This window comes from Autumnicola musiva, from assembly GCF_031846585.1.
In the GTDB taxonomy this organism is placed as follows: domain Bacteria; phylum Bacteroidota; class Bacteroidia; order Flavobacteriales; family Flavobacteriaceae; genus Autumnicola; species Autumnicola musiva.
In genome coordinates this window covers 69,315-88,536 of the sequence record NZ_JAVRHK010000007.1, presented here as the reverse complement: position 1 = coordinate 88,536, position 19,222 = coordinate 69,315, and the positions used below count along the sequence as shown (strand labels likewise).

The following is a 19,222-nucleotide window of genomic DNA, read 5'->3' as shown; positions in this document are numbered from 1 at the left end:
ATTAAATCAAAATGAAAGCTGTTGTGCCCATTCAAAAACTTCAGAAGAGAAGTAGCACTCCCGGCATTTTGAAAATGTCCATAGACAATCAATAAAATCGGTGAACATATGAAAAATCAAACCGATGAAAATTAATCGTAATAACCGGTTTTTAGTAAAAATTACTCCAAGAAAATAAGTAATAATTGCCAGTTCAGAATGTAATGGATGGTAACCTATTCCGCAGCGTTTAGGATCAAATATTGGATTGGCAAAAAGATGATCAAGATCCACCAGCATAGTAGCCAGTAAAATAACCCAGTTGCGCTTCCAGTTTTTCTTGTCATACAACCATGCGATTGCACCAATAGCTATAAAATGAAGAAAATAATGCAGGTAAGGCTGTAGCATCAAAATTCTCTCAGGTTTCAGAAGGTTTGTCCTCTTCATCCTGTGGCTGGAGAAGCCTGTTTAATTTTCGTTCCAAAGCAATATACCGTGAGATCCCCACAGTAATAAAAACCACACAAATAAACAGCGAGAGGTATCCAAGCCATTTTACATGTTCATATTCTTTAATCTGTAAAAGTGCCAGGCCGCCAATTAGTAAATAAAGGGAAGCTCTAATATAAGAAAGTACGGTACGTTCATTGGCCAGCTTGGTGCGTTCCAGGGCCAGGTGTTCCCTAATGAGCTTTTCATCAATAATTCTGGTCTTGAACGGATTGTGTAATTTTACTTTTCTCATAACAAAAGGAAAATTAAAAATAAAAGCTGAATTTAAGGCAGAAACCTTTGTTACTGCAATTTGCAAAAGAAAGGTAATTAGAAAAATTAAACTTAGCCAAAAGCCGGCTAAATTCTTTTATGAAACAGCCAAATTCATTATAGCGGCCAGAAGACAGGTACCAGGAGGAGGATTATAGTTAGTAAAATAATTGTAAGCGGCACACCGGCTTTAATAAAATCAACAAATTTATATTTCCCGGGACCGTAAACAAGGATACAGGAAGGCTCAAAAGGAGTGATGAGTGAAACCGAGGCCCCTAGCATTATGGCTATTGCGAAAGTCCGTGGATCGGAATTTAACATTTGGGCAGCCTCAATGGCCACCGGTAACACAACAAGGGCTGCAGCGGCGTTGGACATGGGCTGGGTAAGTAAAATAACCAAAATCACAAAACCGGCCAGTACGTACATCACTCCAAAATCCCCCAGCAGGGAGACAATATTCATAGCCATAAATTCTGAGGCTCCCGAATTTTGCATAGCAGTTCCAAAGGCACTCATTCCTCCAATTAAAACAAGAAGCTTCCAGTTCATAATTTCATAAGCCCTTTCAATAGTTATGGCGCCAACTATTACGGTAAGTAGTGCGGCAGTGAGGAAAGCGATGGAAAGTGGAACAAGCTGAAGGGATGCTGCTATAATAGCAATAAAAAATGCCAGGGCAGAAAATATTCCTTTTCTTTCCTTGAACATGTTTACCTTGAAATCTCCAACCACAGAAAATTCAACCGAATGTTTCATTGCATCTATGGATTCTTCTGTGCCCTGCACCAGGAGTACATCTCCTATCTTAAATTTAAGGCTGCCGATTTTCTGGGATACGGTATCTCTAAAACGGTGAATGCCCAAAACCACCAGGTCGTAATTCTGGCGAAAGCGTACTTCCTTTAGTGATTTATCTGCCAGGATAGAGCCCGGAGTTACTAAAATTTCCATTAGCCTAATCTTATCACTTTGTATATCATGGTTTGAAATGGTATCGGCAAGAACTTGAAGTCCTGCCGATTCCTTTATCTTTATAAGATCCTCCATTTTACATTCAACAAGTAAAATGTCGTTTAGTTCAAGCCTGGTGAAGCGGTTTGGTATCAATTCATCTTTTCCCCTAATGATTTTTATTATCCTTACATTCCATCTATTAAGGTCTGAACGAAAAGCCTGCTGGCCTATAAGTGCAGATTCTTCTTTTATTATTATTTCTGAAAGATATTCTTTGATCTTATATTCTTCAGCAAAACTTCCTTCCTTATAATCCGGAAGGATTTTTTTCCAGAAAAGCAGGATAAAAATCATTCCAGTGACACATAAGATAAGACCTATTCCGAAAATTTCGAAAAAATGAAGAGCTTCCATTCCCACACTCGTCATATATCCGCTAACGGCTACATTGGTTGAGGTGCCAATAAGCGTACAGGTGCCGCCAAGTATGGAAGAATATGCAACAGGAATCAAAACTTTGGAAGGACTAATATTTAATTTTCTGCAGATTCCCACCACAGGCCCGGTGACCAATGCTGTTACCGTGGTATTATTCATAAAAGCTGAAAATGTTCCGGTAACAAACATGGTGTAGGCGATAAATGACGTTTTGCTTTTTGTATGCCTTACCAGTTTTGCCCCCAGTGTATCCAGTAAACCGGTTTCAGATAACGCACCGGAAATGACAAATACCGAAGCCAGAATAATCATAAAATCGCTGCTGAAACCTTCAAAAGCTTCTCCGGGGGTTAGAATTCCTGAAAGGCATAGAATTACCAGTAATCCAATGGTTACAACATCAACAGAGAATTTTTCAGTCGCAAAAAGAATTATGGCTGCAATCAAAAGACCGACCACTAAAGCTATTTCCATAATTCCTTGAGTTTTTTTAGGGAACTAAAGATATATAAAATTGAGGCATATTTTTCCTAACGATTAGCAGGAATTAAGAGGATAGTGAAGAGAAAATAAAAATTTTAAGTTGAAAAGACTTACAACTAAAACTCCAAATTCCCAGCGCAGCGATAAAACTAATGGACTATTACCATCTCCTGATAAATGTATACCGAGGCTCTGTTCATACCATTCAAATGCGGGGCTGTAAGGTACAATCTCAAGAACTATAAAAATCTCACTGTTAGTTGAGCATGATCTTTTGCTTCAGGGTTTTACCGTTTTTAACCTCAAATTTTGCATCTTTCCATTTTGGCGGACCAAATTTTGATGGAGCATTGTTGGAAGCACCATAATTTTCTTTAGGAATGCCGAGAAAATTGGTGGTGAGTTCATTATTTTTATCTTCATCGTGAAAAACCATTATGGCATAATTGCCTTCAGGAATATCGGCAAAAGTGAACATCACTTTTTTATCCTGTATCTTTAACTGTTTCCCCTTAAATTCCTTTTTAAGAAAAGAGTTTTCTGTATTGTAAAGACCAATCATGGCCTGTCCTTTATCAGATTCAAAATCGGTAATTTCAACTTCTATATTGTTTTGGGCATTTAGACTAAGAATTCCGCAGAAAAAGCTGAGAAAAATAGGCAGTAGTTTCATAAGCTAATAAAATAGGGTGTTAAGTTACAATAATAGTTGATATTTGGTTGAATATCTTTTAAAAGTGATAAAAGAGTTCGTTAACCTGAACTTATCAAAGATCTCTAAAGTCATATTTGATTCCAATAAAATAAAGAACGAATCAAAATATGCGCCACTAAAATTCTATAATCCTTTTTATAACTTTCGCGTAACAAATAAAATGCTACAGATGATAAAAATCATACAACTTTCACTCCTGCTGTTTCTAATTGCTCCGGCATCAGCACAAACCTGTGTAAAGGAAAATGAGGAGCAGATAAAGGATTTAATTATCAGTTCTTTTGATGATATATTTTCTGATATGGATACAGAAAAACTTGAAAAATATTATTCAGATGATTTTTTACTTCTGGAAAATGGAGAAGTCTGGGATATGGATATTATTACCAGTTATATGAATAGAGCAAAAGCACAGGGGGCACAGCCAGAAAGAATAAATTCGTTCGATTTTATAGAAATTAAAATTTGGGATAAAATGGCCTGGGTTGCTTACCGCAATAAAGCTATTTTTAAAAAGGATGATAAAGTTGTAAATGAAATGAACTGGCTGGAAAGTGCTACTGCTGTATTTACTGAAAACGGTTGGAAATTGCAAATGCTGCATTCTACCCTTATTCAGGATGAACAACAATGAATAACTCCTGTTATCTTTGCTTTTATATAAAATTTTGAAATGAATACTGCAAATAAACCTGAAGTATGGCTAAGAGGAAAAATTCCGGAGGTTCCTGATTTACTCCAGCCTGCCGCACATGCTTTGCTGCAGGCAGTGGAAGATGTTCAAAAATATACGGAAGATTTTTCTGAAAAAAAGCTGTGGATAAGACCTGCGGGAAGGGCATCGGCAGGTTTTCATCTTCAACATTTAACCGGCGTTTTAGACAGGATGCTAACTTACGCAGCAGGAAAAGAACTTACCGCTGAACAATTGGATTATCTCAAAAATGAAGGTATGCCTTTAGATGAGGTTAATGTGAAGCTTCTTGTGAATGCCTTTCAAAAGAAAGTGGAGGAGGCTATTAGTATTTTCAGGAATATCCCCGAAAGGGTTTTAACTGAAAAACGTGGCGTGGGCAGAAAGCAGTTACCATCTTCTGTTATCGGCCTGTATTTTCATGCTGCAGAACATAGTCAGCGTCATGTGGGGCAGCTATTGGTAACCATAAGTGTGGTGAAAATAGACTAAAACGGCAGATTTTTTAAATCAACATTTCCACCGGAAATAATGATCCCGGTTTTTTTATTGCGGAATTTCTCCTTTTCCCTTAGAACGGCAGCCAAAGCAGTTGCGCTGGAAGGCTCAATGATTATTTTCATCCTTTCCCAGATAAGCCTCAAAGCTTCAATGATTTCTTTTTCCTCTACACGAATTATTTGAGAAACATGTTCCTTGATGATGGGAAAATTCTTGTCGCCAAGCTGTGTTTTCAGGCCGTCACCAATTGTATTTGTAGTTTCATTAATTTCAATTTTTCCGCTTTGCAGGGAGCGATAAGCATCATCAACTTCAAAAGGTTCGGCACCAATGGTTTTACAGTTTTTTCCAAAGAAATGGGCGGCAAGGGCCGTTCCGGCAATCAATCCACCGCCGCCAACCGGAGTAACGATAAATTCAAGATCTTCAATTTCGGTCAGTAATTCAATTGCTGCTGTACCCTGACCCAGAATTACGTTAGTATCGTTGGAAGGATGTAAAAAACTGGCTCCTGTTTCCCGTATTATTTGTTGTGCGGTTTCTTCGCGGTTTTTAAGGTTGGGAGGGCATTCGGTTATTTTTCCACCGTATGTTTTTACCGCATCTTTTTTTACCTGCGGGGCAGAGGAAGGCATCACGATATAGGCAGGGACGCCGATGCTTTTGGCAGCCAGTGACAAAGCCTGGGCAAAATTTCCTGAGGAATGAGTGACTACGCCTTTTTTCTGCTGTTCTTTAGAAAGCTGAAGGATGGCGTTGGTGGCCCCACGCATTTTAAAAGCGCCCATCCGCTGAAAATTTTCACACTTAAAGAATAATTTGGTTTCTGAAATCTCATTCACCAGTGATGATTGTAAAACAGGTGTTCTATGGATGTAAGGAAGAATCCGTTGATGTACTTTTTTAAGTTCCTGCTTAGAATGCATAGCTGATTTTTACTGTAAAATTAAGGCATTAGAGGGAATTAATCAGGATAAAAAGTTATTAGAGGTCGAAAATTGGCTTTGTGAATTGAATATCCGTATTTATTCATAAATTCAGAAATCTGTATCGAGTACCAGCACCACCAGACCTCACAGGTTTTTGAAACCTTTGAGGTCTCTCGTGTCGAGAATTTTGTACTAAGAATTTAAATAAGAGAATGTTAAAAACATCGTATTACTGTTTCAGGACCTTCATCTTTATGAATATAGCATTAAAGTGAAGGAAATATAGAACACTAATCTACGACTGGATTTGTGTGAAATTCTACTTTTTCGGTAAGCTGATATAGCTTTAGTCTCTTTGAAAAATAAAACCTCCCAGATTTTTAAGGGCTTGGGAGGTATGGTCTTTTAAAATACAGTATTTGTGGTGAAGATTTTACAGGAAAAATTGCAACTAAAGTTACTCATCTTCCTCAACAGGAATAGGGAGCAACGGGATCTTCGAATTCTTAAACAGTTTTAAAGAGATGCTTTCAGAAAAAAGGTTAGAGAAAAACCCGTGTTGATGTGCACCTACGATCAATAGATCTGCTTGCAATTCTTTAGCTTCTTTTAGGATCATTTCTACGGTAGAGCCCTGGATAAGCCAAGCTTCAGCTTTTATATTTTTGTCTAAAAGCCTTGCATAATGCCTGCAGGTTTCTGTGCTCATCCCGGTATTCTTCGGCCTTTAAATCCCTTATATATTGAGGCCGGGCTCATAACCTATAAAATCCGGCTCCGGATTAGTAACGTGGAGGAGCCAGATTTTTGAAGTATATTTTAGTGCAAAACTCTCAGCATAGTTCAGCAGTTCTCCCACTGTTTCATTAAAATCTACAGCAACAAGGATATTCCTTATTCCATTCATGAATTCTGTGGTTTAATAACCCTTATCTCTTTCTACTACATTTTTAAGCGGTTCCCCTTCTTTCATACGTTCATAATTCTCAATTATTTGAGGCATCACAGACTCTGCACTGGTTACACTGGCAATATGAGGAGTGATGAGGATTTCTGAATTTTCCCAAAACGGATGATTCTCCGGCAAAGGTTCTTCCCTAAATACATCAAGCGCAGCACCTGATAAATGCCCGCTGCCAATCATTTCAAGTAAATCCTGCTCAACCAGATGCTCTCCACGGGCTACATTGATCACGTATGCTCCCTTAGGTAACTTTTCAAAAACATCAGCATTCAGGATGTTTTCGGTTTTAGAAGTTAAAGGAAGTAAACACACCAGAACATTAGATTTGGAAAGAAATTCTTCCAGGCCTTCCTGTCCGCAGTAGGTATTCATATCTTGTTTATCCTTTTCGCTTTTGGCCCAGCCCAATACGTTAAATCCGTTAGCGGAAAGTTTTTCACCTACGGCAGAACCAAGTACTCCAACTCCCATAATTCCTACGGTTACATTTCTTGGTCTTTTATAAGGGGTACGATTCCAACTTTTCTCCTTTTTCTGATCTTTATATATGGATAATCTTCTGGTATGGTCCATAACAAGGCTCAGCACAAAATCGCTCATATCCGTTGTGAGCTGGTCATCTACCACTTTCGTGATTTTTACATGCTCCGGTAATTCCTTATCACTGGTAATATGGTCTACACCCGCACCCATAGAAGCCACTACCTTCAGGTTTGGATAATTTTTAAAAAGGCCTCTTGGATGATTCCAGGCGAGTGCAAATTCAACTTCTTCTTTATTATGGTCCTCAGGATAGACATAAATATCTAAACCGGGATGCTGATTTTTTAAAGCTTCTATCCATGGTTGCGGGTCTCTACCCGGGCTTACAATTAAAAATGACATTCTTTTTTGTTTTTATATTAAATATTAGCTCACAAATGCGCTGAAGCCGGTAATGGCCCGTCCCACAATTAATGAGTTTATTTCTTTAGTTCCTTCATAGCTGTAAATAGCCTCCGCATCGGCTACAAAACGGGCAACATCATATTCTAAAAGTATACCGTTGCCACCCATAACTTCACGGGCACGACTTACCACGTCTCTCGTTCTCATGCTGCAATAAACCTTTGCAAGGGATGCATGCTCATCTGTAAGCAAATCCTGATCCTGCATTTCTGACAACCGGAAAACCAGCGTCTGCATAGCCGTTAAATTGGAAAGCATTTCCACCAAATGGTTCTGAATTAACTGGTATGAAGCAATCGGCCTTCCAAATTGTTCTCTTTCTTTTGTATATTTTAAAGCACTCTCGTAAGCACCGCGGGCACAGCCAACTGCCTGCCAGGCAACACCGGCCCTCGTCATTCTAAGAACATTGGCGGTGTCTTTAAAAGAATTGACTTTCTGTAACCTGTCACTTTCAGGAATTCTGCAATCGGTTAATGTAATAAGAGCATTCTGTACAATCCGAAGCGCCATCTTATCCTGCATTTTTTCGGCTTTAAAACCGGGATTTTCCTTTCTTACCAAAAATCCTTTTACCTGATTGCTGTCTACATCCCTGGCCCAAATAATGATAACATCGGCAAATGTAGCGTTTCCAATCCATTTCTTTTGTCCGTCCAAAACCCAGTTTTCACCATCAAATTTGCAGGTGGTTTCCAGGCCTCCTGCCACCCCTGACCCTACATTGGGTTCGGTTAATCCAAACGCTCCTATTTTTTCCAGCTTTTGCATCTTTGGAAGCCATTCCTGTTTTTGTTCCTCACTTCCGCATAAATATATGGAACCCATAGCCAGACCGCTGTGCACTCCAAAAAAAGTAGATATTGAAACATCCACACGTGCAATTTCCTGTGCAATTATACCTTCCATCAAAAATGGTAAATCCGGGCAGCCATAACCTTTATATGGTACTCCCGTTATATTAAGTTCACGGAATTTTTCTATAATTTCAAAAGGGAATTTTGCCCTGTTCCAGTAATCGTTGACTATGGGGCGAACTTCATTTTGCATGACCTCGCGTACTTTAAACTGAAGTGCTTTCTGGTCTGGTGTTAATTTTTCTTCAAGATTGTAAAAATCGCCATCCACCGGCGGTAGCTCATGTTGTTTTTTTGTACGCTTGGTTTTTAACATTTTCATCAATCCCTGCAATTGTCGTTCATCTAAAGTGCCCAAAGTTTTCATTGCTTCAGAAAGATCAATTTGCTCATTCACTTTTGCTAACTGGTCCAAATCTACCGATTTTAACAGGTTAATAGTGTTTCTCACTTTTCCGAAGAAAGACATAATAGTAGTATTGTTATTTTCACAAAGTAGCTAATTAAAACCTTGGCAGCTGTTAAAGCTTTCCGAAGAAAAAGTAAAAATAGAAAAGACTGATTACTGTGCAATTATGGCTTTTTGGTCTTATAATTATTTAAAAAATAAACTGATTTTTATGAAAGATTTAGCGGGTGTCCTCTTCCGGAAATGTATAAGAGTGGTTACATTTAGAGAGAAGACGATTAGAGAGAAGACGATAGTGCTAAACAGGGAAATAACATATTAAAATAAATATTATGAAAGATCCACAGGAAAAACATCCAAAACCACCGTATTCAAATGACAAACAAGACGTTCCGGGTCATGAAGCTGAGATGGAACCAAAGGTAGATCACGGGGAGAATTCTTATAAAGGTTCCGGAAAACTGGAAGGCAAAAATGCTATAATTACCGGCGGTGACAGCGGTATAGGCAGGGCGGTGGCCATAGCATATGCGCGGGAAGGTGCTAATGTTTTAATTTCCTATCTTGAAGAAACTGAAGATGCTAAGGAAACTGCAAAATATGTGGAGGAGGCCGGAAGAAAGGCTATCCTTATGGCAGGTGATGTGGGGGAGGAATCACACTGTAAAAAAATAGTTGAACGTGCCGTTGATGAATTTGGTAGGATTGATATTCTTGTAAATAATGCTGCATTCCAGATGGCAAGGGAATCTTTACAGGATGTTTCGGCTGAAGAATGGGATTATACTTTTAAGACGAATATTTATTCTATGTTCTATTTATGTAAAGCTGCAGAACCGTACATGAAGCCGGGAAGTACCATTGTAAATACCACCTCTATTAATGCATACAAACCAAAGCCTACCTTACTGGCCTATGCGGCTACAAAAGGAGCTATTCAAAACCTGACGGCTAACCTTGGGCAATTAATGGCTGAGAAAGGAATCAGGGTTAATTGTGTGGCTCCCGGCCCAATATGGACTCCGTTGATTCCTGCCACCATGCCTCTAGAAGAAGTGAAGAACTTTGGAAAAGATACTCCTATGAAAAGGGCAGGACAACCTGCTGAACTTGCGGCCAGTTATGTGCTCCTTGCTTCAGAGGATTCCAGTTATATGACTGGATCTACAATACAGATTACCGGTGGAAGGCCCACTATTTAAAAGATTTTATCACTCCCCGCAGAACATCAAATAATTGCTATGGAAGAGAATAATTCACAATCAGTACAGAGACGTAAATTTATTAAAGGCGTAACATTAGGTGTGGGAGGAATAATGCTTAGCGCACCTTTTATGTCCCTAATGTCTTCACGGGCTGCAGGAAGAAAGAAACAGGATAAAAAACTTGGGATTGCACTGGTTGGATTGGGAGGTTATAGTACCCATCAGCTGGCACCTGCTTTACAAGAAACCGAAAATTGCTATTTAGCGGGGATTGTTACCGGCACACCATCAAAAGTAGATGATTGGAAAAGGAAATATAATATACCCGATAAAAACGTCTATAATTATGAGAATTTTGATGAGATAGCGAATAATGATGATATAGATATTATATATGTGGTACTGCCGAATGCTCTGCACGCTGAATATGTTATCAGGGCAGCTAAAGCTAAAAAAGATGTAATTTGTGAGAAACCTATGGCCACCAATGTGGAAGACGCACAGCGGATGCTGGAGGCCTGTAATGAAAATGGTGTACAGTTGGCCATAGGTTACCGGCTGCATTTCGAACCCTTTAATAAAAGAGTAATGGAGCTGGGACAACAGCAGGTTTTTGGTAAAGTGGAAAGTATTACCGCAAATAACAGCAGTGATATGACTTCTGAAAAACCTAATATTTGGCGTCTTGATAAGAAACTTGCCGGAGGAGGGCCTTTAATGGATCTTGGCATTTATGCGGTGCAGGGGGCAGTTTATACTATGGGAAAACCACCGGTAGCGGTAACCGCTAATTATGGTGAGGTGACAAAGCCCTTGGTTTTTCATGATGTAGAGCAATCTATAAATTGGGAACTGGAATTTGAAGAAGGGATTAAAGCAAAAAGCAACAGCAGTTATGCAGAAGATCAAAATGAACTTTCAGCTGAGGCCGAGGATGGATGGTGGAAGGTTAGTCCGGCATATGCTTATGAAGGTAAAAAAGGAGAAACCAGTGAAGGAAAAATGGATTATCCCAATATATATGAGCAGGTAAAACAAATGGATGGTCAGGCAGAAAGCTTCAGGAAAAATGAGAAATCTATTGTTCCCGGAGAAATGGGACTGCGCGACATGAAGATCTTAATGGCCATTTATGAATCTGCAGAAGCAGGAGGAAAAAGAGTGGAGATACATAATTAGTTTTTTCCCGATAAATAATAACCTCACAGGTCTTCAGGATCTGTGAGGTTTTTTAATGGAATTCTTTCATTTAATTGTTCTTCCCGCTGCAGAGGTGAAAGCGGTTTGTTTTAAAGCCCAAACGCCTCCTTCACCTTATCCACATAATCCAGCTTTTCCCAGGTGAACAATTCTACTTCCTTGGTGATTTTCCCCTTATACGGACTATGAAAAACCTTGGTTTCTTTGCGGGGTTCTTTACCCATATGGCCGTAAGCAGCAGTCTCCCGATAAATAGGGTTGCGCAATTTCAATCTCTCCTCAATGGCAGCAGGGCGCATATCGAAAATCTCACTAACTTTTTGCGCAATTTCGCCATTTGTCATATCTACTTTTGATTTGCCATAAGTATCTACAAAAATAGAGGTAGGTTCCACCACTCCAATAGCATAAGACACCTGTACCAGAACTTCGTCTGAAAGCCCGGCCGCAACAAGATTTTTAGCTATATGCCGGCTGGCATAAGCCGCAGACCTGTCTACTTTACTTGGATCTTTACCTGAAAATGCACCCCCGCCGTGAGCACCTTTGCCCCCGTAAGTGTCAACAATAATTTTTCTTCCGGTTAATCCTGCGTCCCCGTGAGGTCCGCCAATTACGAATTTTCCTGTGGGATTAATGTGATATTTTATATCATCGGAGAACAATTTCTGAACGTATTCCGGCAACTGTTCCTTCACTCTTGGAACAAGAATTTCAATAATATCTTTTTTAATCTTTTTCAGCATTTCCTCGTCATTCTCATCAAACTCATCATGCTGAGTGGAAACTACAATAGCCACTATCTTCTGCGGCACATTATCATCACTATATTCAATCGTTACCTGGCTTTTGGAATCGGGACGAAGATATTTAATATCTTTTCCCTGCCTTCTCAATCTGGCGAGTTCAATGAGTATCTTATGAGAAATATCCAGGGCAAGCGGCATGTAATTTTCGGTTTCATTAGTGGCATACCCAAACATCATTCCCTGGTCCCCGGCACCCTGTTCTTCTTTCTTGCCACGGTCCACCCCCTGGTAAATTTCTTGGGACTGCTCATGAATAAGGGAAATTACCCCGCAGGAATCGCCGCTAAATTTATAAGCACCTTTGGTATAACCTATATCATTAATTACTTCCCGGGCAATATTTTGAACATCAAGGTAAGTGTCACTGCGTACTTCCCCTGCCAATACTACCTGTCCTGTAGTTACAAGAGTTTCACAGGCAACCTTGGAGTTTTCATCAAAAGCAAGAAAGTTATCTAAAAGGGTGTCACTAATCTGGTCTGCAATTTTGTCTGGATGACCTTCAGAAACACTTTCTGAAGTAAATAAATATGCCATGTTTTCTTTTTTAGTTAAAGTAAACAGGTAGAGGTGACGTGCAAGGGCTACAGAAGTATATTACTGCTTTAGCATTTTCAACCGAATTTTTTCGGTTTTAGGGTTGCAATCAGTCAAATCTTTCCCTGTAAATAAATCGCATACAAATGTATAAAAATAGTTTAGATTCAAAATTGCTTTAACTTGTTTTTAAACATTGTCGCTTCTGTATTTCTGCGGAAAAGATTAAATCGTAAAAAATTCTATTAAAGAAAATTGAAATTTAATTTGCATATTAATTTTTTCTGTGCTTATCTTTGTTTCAGACAAAAATGAAAAATGAAGCAGTTTATTTGCAATATAATGATGTGTATGATGGGGGAAATTTCCGCAGCGCACATTTTTGCATAAAACTGAAGATATAAAATGTAAAAAGCCGCTGCCGATCGCAGCGGCTTTTTTTGTTTAAAATCCAGTGATTTCAGAAGTAGCAAATTTTGGGATGTAGAATTTTTCCGGAATATAAAAAAGAGATCAAACCGGAAATTAAAGAATAGCAATGGCAAATAATAAAGCAATACAAATGATAATGTGCAGCATAATGATGGTGATGTGTATGCGTCACATGAAAAGCTATTGCCAAAACTCGAGGATATAAATTAGTTTATATAGTTCAATTCGAAAGTCCCCCTGGTAATAGCTAACCAGGGGGATTTTTTTATGCGAAAACTTTAATCCTTTTCGCGAATGTTAATGTCTGAAAAGGTTCAGGAGAGATAAAACAAGAACAACAATTTTTAAAATTATATTTATGAGTACACCAAAATTTTCAACAAACGCACTTCACGCCGGCCACGATGTTACTGCTAACGGAGGCACAAGGGCAGTGCCAATTTATCAAACCACGTCTTACGTGTTTAAAAATTCCCAAAATGCTGCCGATCTATTTTCGCTGGCAGAACCTGGATTTATCTATACCAGGCTTAACAATCCTACTAACGATATTTTGGAGCAGCGTCTCGCTGCATTGGAAGGAGGTATTGCAGCTGTGGTTACTGGTTCGGGAACTGCCGCGATAAATACTACCCTTCTAACCCTGCTTAAAAAAGGAGATCATATTGTGGCTTCCAACAGCCTGTATGGAGGTACGTATAATCTGCTTAGCGTCACCCTGCCCAGGCTGGGAATTAATACCACTTTTGTAGACCCCGGAAATCCTGAAAACTTTAAGAAAGCGGCAAAGGAGAATACAAGGGTGTTTTTTGCGGAATCGCTTGGAAATCCAAAATTGGATGTTATTGATCTTGAGCAGATTTCTGCGGAAGCTAAAGCCCATAAAGTTCCTTTTATAGTTGATAATACAGTTGCTACACCGTATTTGTTAAACCCTATAGAATATGGAGCAGACATCGTAATCCATTCCCTTACTAAATACATCAATGGCAACGGGACAGCGCTTGGCGGAGTGGTGATAGACGCCGGAAAATTTAACTGGGCCAATGGGAAATTTCCTGAATTTACTGAACCTTCGCCCGGGTATCACGGATTAGTGTATCACGAAGCGCTTAAAGAAGCAGCATTTATAGCAAAACTAAGAGTAGAAGGTTTGAGGGATCATGGTGCGGCCTTAAGCCCTTTTAATGCTTTCCAGATTATTCAGGGACTGGAGACACTAAAGGTTAGAATAAAGCAACATAGCGAAAGCGCTCTTGAACTGGCAAAATGGTTGAAAGAGCAGAAAGAGGTTACCTGGGTGAACTATCCCGGGCTGGAGGATAATAAATACCACAATCTGGCAAAGAAATATCTTCCTGAAGGTCAGAGCGGAGTGGTGACTTTTGGTGTACAGGGAGGATTTGAAGCAGCAAGAGTGGTGGCTGATGAAACTAAAATTTTCTCGCTTTTAGCAAATATCGGCGATACAAAATCTTTAATTATACATCCTGCGAGTACCACACATCAGCAGCTTGATGAGAAGCAGCAGGCTTCCGCCGGGGTGACTCAGGATTTAATAAGATTATCTGTTGGGTTGGAAGATATTGAAGATCTTAAAGAAGATTTGAAGCAAGCTTTCGCTGAAATTCAGAAAAAATCTTTGATTTAAAAATTTGTTGGTTGGAAGGTTTTGGGGAAAAGTATTAAGGTTAAAGGTTTTTCCCCTTCAGCCTTCCGAAAAAAGAAAAAAATGCTTGAAGAAATTAGCATAGAGAACTTTAAAAATTCAGCGGGGATTGTTCAGGATATTCAACTTTCTTACCAAATCTTTGGCCAGCCCTTAAACACGGCTCCGGTTGTAATGATTAACCACGCCCTTACCGGAAATTCAAATGTAGCCGGGAATGATGGTTGGTGGAAAGCTCTCGTTGGTGAGGAAAAATGTATCGATACTAATAAATACACAATCCTGGCTTTCAACATTCCCGGAAATGGTTATGATGGCTTTATTATAGAGAATTATAAGGATTTTGTAGCCCGGGATGTCGCAAGTATTTTTCTTCTTGGTCTGAAAGAATTAAAAATTGCAAAATTATTCGCTTTAATAGGAGGTTCACTTGGAGGTGGTATTGCCTGGGAAATGGCTGCGATAAACCCTTCTATTACTCAAAACTTAATACCCATTGCTACTGACTGGAAATCTACCGACTGGCTTATCGCTAATTGCCAGGTGCAGGAACTGTTTCTCAATAATTCCAAAAATCCGGTGCATGATGCCAGGATGCACGCAATGTTATGTTATCGCACCCCCGAATCCTTCAAATCCCGTTTTAAGCGAAGTACCAATGAAGAGCTACAGGTTTTTAACGTAGAAAGCTGGCTGCTACATCATGGAAATAAACTTCAGGAGCGTTTCCAGATTGGTGCTTATAAATTGATGAATCAGCTATTGAAAACCATTGATGTATCCCGTGGCAGACCCGAATTAGATAAAATCCTGGAGCGAATTGAAGGGAATATTTGCATCATTGGGGTAGATTCAGATTTATTTTTTACGGCGGAAGAGAACAGGGAAACCCATCGGCAGCTTGCACAAAGCAGCAACAAAGTTACCTATAGCGAAATTCATTCTGTTCACGGCCATGATGCTTTTTTAATAGAAAACAAGCAGGTGGAGCAGATAATTTCCGGGATTTTCCAGCAGGGGAATAAGCTGAAAATTGTCAAATTTGGGGGTAAATCATTGTCCAATGGAAATGGGATTAAAGCGGTTCTTAATATTATTGAAGGTAAAATTGAAAAACAGGAGCGAATAGGGGTGGTAGTTTCGGCCCGGGGGAAAACAACAGATCAACTTGAAGATTTGTTGGAAATGGCTGCTTCAAATCAGGATTATAACAATGCCTTTAAGAAATTTAAAAAATATCAGATTGGTGGTTTTGATTCTTTAGATTTTTCCGAAGAATTTAAAAATATTGAAAATCTCTTGGAAGGAGTTCGTTTACTTGGCGATTACAGCCCTAAAGTGAAAGACCACCTGCTTGCCCAGGGAGAAATAATATCGGCCAAATTGATAACCGAAGTACTTCAGCAAAGAGGGCATAAGGCTCATTTTACAGATTCCCGCAATCTTCTAAAAACCGATAACAAGTTTGGCAGTGCCCAACCCCTCGAAGCAGTTTCAAAAGAACATTTTCTTAAACATTTTGAACAGTATAACGGGCAGACGGTAAATATCATTACCGGTTATATTGGTTCAACATCAGATGGCGAAACGACCACTTTGGGTAGAAATGGAAGCAATTATTCCGCAGCGCTGCTGGCCAATTATCTGGATGCGGAAGAACTGCAGAATTATACGCACGTAGACGGAATATTTACTGCAAATCCGGATTTGGTAAGAAATGCACAACGCATCGAGGAGCTTTCTTATAGTGAAGCAAACGAATTGGCCAATTTCGGGGCGACGATTTTGCACGCTAAAACAATTATTCCTTTAATTGAGAAGAATATTCCGCTGAGAATTTTAAATACATTTAATCATGATAATCAGGGAACTTTAATTACCGCCAAGCCTACAAAAGGAGGAATTAAATCGCTCTCCGTTCTTGAAAACAATTCCTTGTTAAATCTGGAAGGCCGAGGACTTTTGGGAAAATCGGGTATTGATGCCAGGATTTTTAGAGCCCTTGGAGATAGCGGAATAAGCGTAAGCATCATTTCGCAGGGCTCTTCGGAAAGAGGTATCGGGCTTGTGGTAGATGCCCAGAATGCAAATCGTGCGGTGAAGTCCCTGGAAAGGGAATTTGAAAGTGATTTTTATTCCAAAGATGTCAATAAAATTTCTGTTATAGATGATGTTTCAGTAATATCTATAGTGGGGCAGGACCTAAGCACTTTTCACAAACCTTATAACGCGCTCATAAGGAACCAGATTGTACCGCTGCTTTTCAATAATACCGTCACCGGGAAAAACGTGAGTCTGGTTGTTAAAAAGACGCAGCTTCATAAAGCGCTGAATGTGATTCACGGGGAGATTTTTGAAGTTTACAAAAAGATTAATATTGCGATCTTCGGGCACGGAAATGTTGGCGGAACTTTAATTGACCAGATTTTGCATTCGGCAACTTCAATTGAAGAACGGAAAAAAATTAAACTGAATGTTTTTGCGGTTGCCAATTCGAGAAAACTTTTGCTAGCTTCCGAAGGTATTTCTCAAGACTGGAAAGAAAAATTGCAGTCATCAGAAAAAGAATCTTCGGTTTCAGAAATTATTAATTACGCAAGGCTGCATCATTTGGAAAATCTTATTGCGATAGATAATACAGCCAGCAGGGATTTCGTTCAGCAGTATCCAAAATTAATTAAGAACGGATTTGATTTGATCTCCTCCAATAAAATCGCGAACACTTTAGACATGAATTTTTATAGAGATTTGCGGGAAGATTTGGAAAAAAATCAGAAGCGTTATCTTTATGAAACAAATGTGGGTGCAGGACTTCCACTTATAGATACTATTAGAATTCTGCATCTTTCAGGAGAGAATATTACAAGGATAAGAGGTGTCTTTTCCGGTACATTGAGCTTTCTCTTCAATACATTTTCTTCGGAAGACAGACCCTTCAGCAGCGTTGTGAAAGAGGCGATTGAAAAAGGTTTCACGGAACCTGATCCCAGGGAGGATTTAAATGGAAATGATGTAGGCCGAAAATTGCTCATTTTGGCAAGGGAGCTTGATTTGCAGAACGAATTTGAGGATGTAAAAATTAAAAATCTCGTTCCGGAAGATTTAAGAGGAGGAGATGCCGAAAGTTTTATTTCCAATTTAGAAAAATTAGATAAAAAGTATCAAAAAATTAAAGATCAACAAAAACCAAATCATGTTTTGCGATTTATAGGAGACCTTTCCGGAGATTTGCAACAGGATAAGGGCGAGCTGGAAGTAAATCTGGTTTCGGTTCCGGCAGATAGCAGTCTTGGGCAGGTGAAGGGAGCCGATTCAATTTTTGAAATTTATACCGAATCTTACGGCGATCGTCCCATTGTAATTCAGGGTGCCGGTGCCGGTGCTGCCGTTACTGCAAGAGGTGTATTTGGAGACATTTTAAAATTATCAGAAAAAAAAGCTTAATGGAAAACTTTGAAACTATTGCCATAAGAACGCAAATGGAACGTTCACAATACCTGGAACATTCAACGCCTTTGTACCTCACTTCGAGTTATATTTTTGAAGATGCTGAAGATATGAGGGCTTCATTTTCTGAAGAAAAAGAACGTAATATTTACAGCCGTTTTACCAATCCGAATACTTCAGAATTTGTGGATAAAATTGCAAAAATGGAAGGTGCAGAGAGTGGTTATGCCTTTGCAACGGGGATGTCTGCAGTTTTTTCAACCCTCGCGGCTTTGCTGGATAGTGGCGATCATATAATTTCTGCACGGGCGGTTTTTGGTTCAACCCATAGCCTGTTTACTAAATTTTTTCCGAAGTGGAATATCTCACACAGCTATTTTAATGTCAATGAGGTTGACAAAATTGAGGAATTGATTAAACCTGAAACAAAGATCATTTTTGCTGAAACCCCAACCAATCCGGGGGTTGATATTATTGATCTGGAATACCTGGGCAAGATTGCGAAAAAGCACGATCTTCTATTGATTATAGATAATTGTTTTGCCACGCCTTATTTACAAACTCCTATTAAATTTGGAGCCGATCTGGTAATTCATTCTGCAACAAAATTAATAGACGGGCAAGGGCGGGTTTTAGGCGGAGTAACAGTTGGAAAGGCAGATTTGGTGCGGGAAATTTACCTGTTTTCAAGAAATACCGGTCCGGCTTTATCACCATTCAATGCCTGGGTGCTTTCCAAAAGCCTGGAGACACTGCCGGTCAGGTTAGATCGTCACTGCGAAAATGCGCTAAAAGTGGCAGAATTTTTAGAAAAAGAGCCAAATACAGAAAATGTCAAATATCCCTTCCTTAAATCCCATCCGCATTATGAAATTGCTAAAAAGCAGATGAAACAGGGAGGGAGTATCATCTCTTTTGAAATTAAGGGCGGTATTGAAGCAGGAAGAGAATTTATAGATGCGGTTAAATTATGTTCAAGGTCCGCTAATCTGGGGGATACCAGGAGTATTGTTACCCATCCAGCGTCTACTACCCATAGTAAACTTAGTGAGGAAGCCCGGCAGGAAGCAGGAATAACAGACGGACTGGTGAGAATTTCAGTAGGGCTGGAGCATGTTGAAGATATAATTGCAGATTTAAAGCAGGCGCTTGGTTAGTGGAAAGTGAAAAGAGGCTAGAAGCAGGAAGTTAAAAGTTTAAAAAGAGAGCTGAAAAGAAGGTAACTGAAAATAAGCTTCCCTCCTTTTTCTAAGGAGGGGTGGCCGCAGGCCGGGATGG

15 protein-coding genes and 1 pseudogene are annotated in these 19,222 nt (G+C 39.4%); 7 read left to right on the top strand and 9 right to left on the bottom strand.

The features are described from left to right. Nucleotides 1-6 precede the first annotated feature (6 nt). From RM539_RS10965 to RM539_RS10950, 4 genes are all read right to left on the bottom strand, one after another. Nucleotides 7-390 carry a DUF6122 family protein gene (locus tag RM539_RS10965; RefSeq protein ID WP_311503554.1) on the bottom strand — a complete coding sequence of 128 codons (384 nt, stop codon included), beginning with the start codon at nucleotides 388-390 and terminating at the stop codon, nucleotides 7-9. A 10-nt stretch (nucleotides 391-400) separates the two neighbouring features. Then, nucleotides 401-727 (bottom strand): DUF202 domain-containing protein, encoded by a 327-nt coding sequence (locus RM539_RS10960; protein WP_311503441.1) that lies wholly within the window; start codon nucleotides 725-727, stop codon nucleotides 401-403. A 137-nt stretch (nucleotides 728-864) separates the two neighbouring features. Then, nucleotides 865-2,619: an SLC13 family permease gene (locus RM539_RS10955; protein WP_311503440.1), complete on the bottom strand. Its 1,755-nt coding sequence runs from the start codon at nucleotides 2,617-2,619 to the stop codon at nucleotides 865-867. A 265-nt stretch (nucleotides 2,620-2,884) separates the two neighbouring features. Further along, a complete protein-coding gene (locus tag RM539_RS10950; protein WP_311503439.1) occupies nucleotides 2,885-3,301 on the bottom strand; it encodes a DUF2141 domain-containing protein in 417 nt (138 codons plus the stop codon). Between the two features lie 211 nt (nucleotides 3,302-3,512). On the opposite strand from RM539_RS10950, the gene RM539_RS10945 reads away from it, so the two are divergent. Continuing rightward, nucleotides 3,513-3,977, top strand: coding sequence for a DUF4440 domain-containing protein (locus tag RM539_RS10945; RefSeq protein ID WP_311503438.1), 465 nt, complete (start codon nucleotides 3,513-3,515; stop codon nucleotides 3,975-3,977). 39 nt (nucleotides 3,978-4,016) lie between these two features. Next, nucleotides 4,017-4,529, top strand: a complete 513-nt coding sequence (locus RM539_RS10940; protein ID WP_311503437.1) for a DinB family protein — start codon at nucleotides 4,017-4,019, stop codon at nucleotides 4,527-4,529. On the opposite strand, the gene RM539_RS10935 is transcribed toward RM539_RS10940, so the two are convergent. The 4 genes and pseudogenes from RM539_RS10935 to RM539_RS10920 form a co-directional block, all read right to left on the bottom strand. After that, nucleotides 4,526-5,464, bottom strand: coding sequence for a pyridoxal-phosphate dependent enzyme (locus tag RM539_RS10935; RefSeq protein ID WP_311503436.1), 939 nt, complete (start codon nucleotides 5,462-5,464; stop codon nucleotides 4,526-4,528). The two genes, RM539_RS10940 and RM539_RS10935, sit on opposite strands and share 4 nt — an antisense overlap. Nucleotides 5,465-5,924: 460 nt before the next feature. Continuing rightward, a pseudogene (locus RM539_RS10930) lies at nucleotides 5,925-6,374 on the bottom strand (universal stress protein). Nucleotides 6,375-6,386: 12 nt separating this feature from the next. After that, nucleotides 6,387-7,316, bottom strand: a complete 930-nt coding sequence (locus RM539_RS10925) for a 2-hydroxyacid dehydrogenase (protein ID WP_311503435.1) — start codon at nucleotides 7,314-7,316, stop codon at nucleotides 6,387-6,389. A gap of 24 nt (nucleotides 7,317-7,340) precedes the next feature. Further along, entirely contained in the window at nucleotides 7,341-8,705 is a 1,365-nt protein-coding gene (locus RM539_RS10920; RefSeq protein WP_311503434.1) for an acyl-CoA dehydrogenase family protein, read from the bottom strand. 272 nt (nucleotides 8,706-8,977) lie between these two features. On the opposite strand from RM539_RS10920, the gene RM539_RS10915 reads away from it, so the two are divergent. Both RM539_RS10915 and RM539_RS10910 read left to right on the top strand, forming a co-directional pair. Then, complete coding sequence (locus RM539_RS10915) at nucleotides 8,978-9,847, top strand: SDR family oxidoreductase (protein ID WP_311503433.1); 870 nt, start codon at nucleotides 8,978-8,980, stop codon at nucleotides 9,845-9,847. Nucleotides 9,848-9,886: 39 nt separating this feature from the next. Then, a complete protein-coding gene (locus RM539_RS10910) occupies nucleotides 9,887-11,029 on the top strand; it encodes a Gfo/Idh/MocA family protein (RefSeq protein ID WP_311503432.1) in 1,143 nt (380 codons plus the stop codon). A 110-nt stretch (nucleotides 11,030-11,139) separates the two neighbouring features. Here RM539_RS10910 and metK read toward each other — a convergent pair whose 3' ends face one another. Further along, the gene (gene metK / locus RM539_RS10905; protein ID WP_311503431.1) at nucleotides 11,140-12,396 is read right to left on the bottom strand and encodes a methionine adenosyltransferase; all 1,257 of its coding nucleotides are present in this window, start codon (nucleotides 12,394-12,396) and stop codon (nucleotides 11,140-11,142) included. Between the two features lie 790 nt (nucleotides 12,397-13,186). Between metK and RM539_RS10900 the strand changes: the two genes are divergently transcribed. The 3 genes from RM539_RS10900 (at nucleotide 13,187) to RM539_RS10890 (ending at nucleotide 19,101) form a co-directional block, all read left to right on the top strand. Continuing rightward, nucleotides 13,187-14,479: an O-acetylhomoserine aminocarboxypropyltransferase/cysteine synthase family protein gene (locus RM539_RS10900; RefSeq protein WP_311503430.1), complete on the top strand. Its 1,293-nt coding sequence runs from the start codon at nucleotides 13,187-13,189 to the stop codon at nucleotides 14,477-14,479. 81 nt (nucleotides 14,480-14,560) lie between these two features. Continuing rightward, nucleotides 14,561-17,941, top strand: a complete 3,381-nt coding sequence (gene thrA / locus RM539_RS10895; protein ID WP_311503429.1) for a bifunctional aspartate kinase/homoserine dehydrogenase I — start codon at nucleotides 14,561-14,563, stop codon at nucleotides 17,939-17,941. Beyond that, a complete protein-coding gene (locus tag RM539_RS10890; protein ID WP_311503428.1) occupies nucleotides 17,941-19,101 on the top strand; it encodes an O-succinylhomoserine sulfhydrylase in 1,161 nt (386 codons plus the stop codon). The genes thrA and RM539_RS10890 overlap by 1 nt, the downstream gene beginning before the upstream one ends. Nucleotides 19,102-19,222: the final 121 nt, after the last annotated feature.